The organism is Flavobacterium sp. ACAM 123, from assembly GCF_000264055.1.
Lineage (GTDB): Bacteria > Bacteroidota > Bacteroidia > Flavobacteriales > Flavobacteriaceae > Flavobacterium.
Window position 1 is genome coordinate 1 of sequence record NZ_AJXL01000234.1, and the last position, 867, is coordinate 867.

Annotated in this window: 1 protein-coding gene; it reads right to left on the reverse strand. The window is 37.3% G+C overall.

Features of this window, described 5'->3' with window-relative positions:
- Positions 1-9: 9 nt before the first annotated feature.
- Positions 10-642, reverse strand: coding sequence for a 7-carboxy-7-deazaguanine synthase QueE (locus tag A3SG_RS0118460; protein ID WP_016991459.1), 633 nt, complete (start codon positions 640-642; stop codon positions 10-12).
- Between the last annotated feature and the right edge of the window lie 225 nt (positions 643-867).

The following is an 867-nucleotide window of genomic DNA, read 5'->3' on the forward strand; positions in this document are numbered from 1 at the left end:
CTCAACTCCTTAAGGAATATTAAGATATTTATGCGTTTGAAGAGACACTCTCCATTTTGGGTTTTTCATAACATAGTCCACAATAAGCGGTGTCATTTCTTCCTTCTTACTCCACTCCGGCTGTAGAAATAGAATCGCATTGCCATTTACTTTTTCCGCTTGTTCCTCCGCAAAAATAAAATCATGCTTATTAAATATGATAACCTTCAACTCCTGTGCGCTATCATACACCGTTTGCGTGGGCAGCTTATTTTTCTTTGGAGATAAACAAATCCAGTCCCATGTCCCCGTAAGAGGATAAGCCCCTGAAGTTTCGATATGAACCTTTCGCCCATTATCCTTTAATGTCTGCGTCAACAAGGTCATATCCCACATTAATGGCTCACCACCTGTCACTACAACTGTTTCTGCATATTTTTTTGCATTAGCCACAATTTGCACTATGCTTGAAGGCGGATGTAATTCAGCATTCCAACTTTCTTTAACATCACACCAGTGACAACCTACATCGCAACCCCCAATTCTTACAAAATAAGCAGCAGTTCCCGTATGATAACCTTCTCCTTGAATAGTATAAAACTCTTCCATTAATGGAAGCATTGCTCCTTTGTTAACTTCTAACTGTATTTCTTTTGATAACATTGTTTTAATTTAAAATGCAAAGATAAGTCATTTGAAATGACTTAAATTACTATTACGAAAACCTTCATTGAAATTCTATACTATCCGTGGTAAAACTAGTAAATGGACGAAATATGATATCGTATTCTAAGCACATAGAAAACCAGAGTAGCCCCACGAGGCTAAGCAGCAGTCAAGTCCTTATTATTACACCAACAGCTACGAAAAGTCTTTGCATAAAAAAAC